This window comes from Aurantimonas sp. E1-2-R+4, assembly GCF_036549515.1.
Classification (GTDB): Bacteria; Pseudomonadota; Alphaproteobacteria; order Rhizobiales; family Rhizobiaceae; genus Aurantimonas; species Aurantimonas coralicida_A.
Window position 1 is genome coordinate 1 of sequence record NZ_JAZHLK010000124.1, and the last position, 1,781, is coordinate 1,781.

1 protein-coding gene and 1 pseudogene are annotated in these 1,781 nt (G+C 62.1%); both read right to left on the reverse strand.

Annotation, left to right across the window (positions count from 1 at the left end):
- Positions 1-291: pseudogene (locus tag VQ045_RS21615) on the reverse strand (IS21 family transposase); the annotation flags it as partial.
- A 558-nt stretch (positions 292-849) separates the two neighbouring features.
- Positions 850-1,781: phosphoribosyltransferase-like protein (locus VQ045_RS21620; RefSeq protein ID WP_331831591.1), on the reverse strand; the 932-nt coding region annotated here is incomplete at its 5' end.

Consider the following 1,781-nt stretch of genomic DNA (forward strand, 5'->3'; position numbering starts at 1 on the left):
AGCGTAGCCGTGCTCGTCGCGCAGACGCTCGAATATCCGCTTGGCCGTGTGGCGCTGCTTCACCGGCGCCGCCCCGTCCGCCTCCAGGATCGCGTCGATCACCGGCAGCAGCGCGCCCAGCTTCGGCTTCGCCACCGGCTTCGTGCGCCTGTAACCCGGCGGCAGCGAGAACCGGCACATCTTCGAAACCGTCGCGCGGCTCAGCCCGAATACCCGGGACGCATCGCGCTGGCTGTTGCCCTCGACAAACACAAAATGGCGAACGGCGGCGTAAACTTCCACGACAAACATTCCCGGCCGTTCCCCCAAAAGGAAAACAGCCTATCCACTGGCCGGGTTTTACTCCGGCGCGGCCGACCCTCTCGCCGCCGCTTCGTGGCCTAATNGGCCGTTCCCCCAAAAGGAAAACAGCCTATCCACTGGCCGGGTTTTACTCCGGCGCGGCCGACCCTCTCGCCGCCGCTTCGTGGCCTAATTTGTCACCGCCCTACACAATTCGGCGGACACCTGACAGAGGTGGGCCAAATGGTGCAAGGTGAAGACGACTGGCAGATCCGGATTGATCCGCTTGATGTTCTTGCCGATGGCTACGGCTGCTTCGATCGTCGCGTCTGCGCGCCCTGCGGCCTTGGCGCAAACGCGAAACTGCTGAGAATCCCAAGGATGCTTCATCTACTTTAGCCTGGCCCCGGGGGGCACACATCGGCGACTGGCGAGCCCTCGAGCGAACCGCAGGCTGGCGTCGATGTGCGTCTCGGTAATCAGGAGCTCTATCAACAGCGTCGGGAAACCCCGCCGCCAATGACGACTGCACGTCAGTCGTCTGGGCCGATCCAAGATCGGCATTTGCTAGACTTGCCCCCGAGGGATTCTCACCCCGTAGGGATAGTAGGGTTCCTCGTCGGTGGCAATCGTCGGCCGGCAGGTCTCCTCACGACGACCAGCGGCGAGGAACTGCTGACCGGCCTCCGTCAAGCGACCGCTATTGGTCATGAGACCTTGCGTGATTGCACTCAGCACTGTCGCCAGGGTCTGATTGTGGGGGAGTCCGGTCATCTCTGCGATCGGGATGGCCTTACGTTGTCGTCGTACCGACCAAGGGGTGCTTAGGATCAGAACGAGCTTGCCCTCGGCGATGGAAAGACCCGGCGCTATGTTGACCCCAAGGGTTTCCGCGGAAGCTTGAACTTGCTCGAACTCGTCGAGCACGTGGAACAGCGGTCTGAGGTCGGCTGGAAGGGGACCCTCGTAAAGCGCCTTCCACTCCTCGCCCCGCGTGGTAACGGACTTATGCAGGATCGCCGGAGTATTGTTCGGCATCCGCGACGCCAATGCGACCAGTGCCGCCCCATTCTCGTACCCCGCACGTGCGACACCGCCGCGCCCGAAGTCGGGCCCGCAACTGTTGATGATCCGCATCCATTCGCTGGCCATCTGTCGATTGCGCCAGTTCCCGATTGTGGGCACGACGTGCTTGACAAGCACCTTGGGCCGCAATCGATGCGCTTCCACCTCTGCGATGCCCTTCGGTATTCCGGCGGCCGCAACGACATAGAATTTCACGAAGCGGGCGGACACCCAAGACTTCACGCTGGGGACCTTCCAGAACTTGTCGAGCATCTTCGTTAACCGGCGGCCGCTTCCGATCATGTCAGTCACGATCACGATCGCGGGAATGTCCCGGTCTCTGTTGAAACTCTGAAGTGGGCGGCGTTGCCCGCCTTGAGCCGTTAGGCTCGGGGTGCCGATTCCACTGAGGAGAGCAACGCCATGAAGAAAGA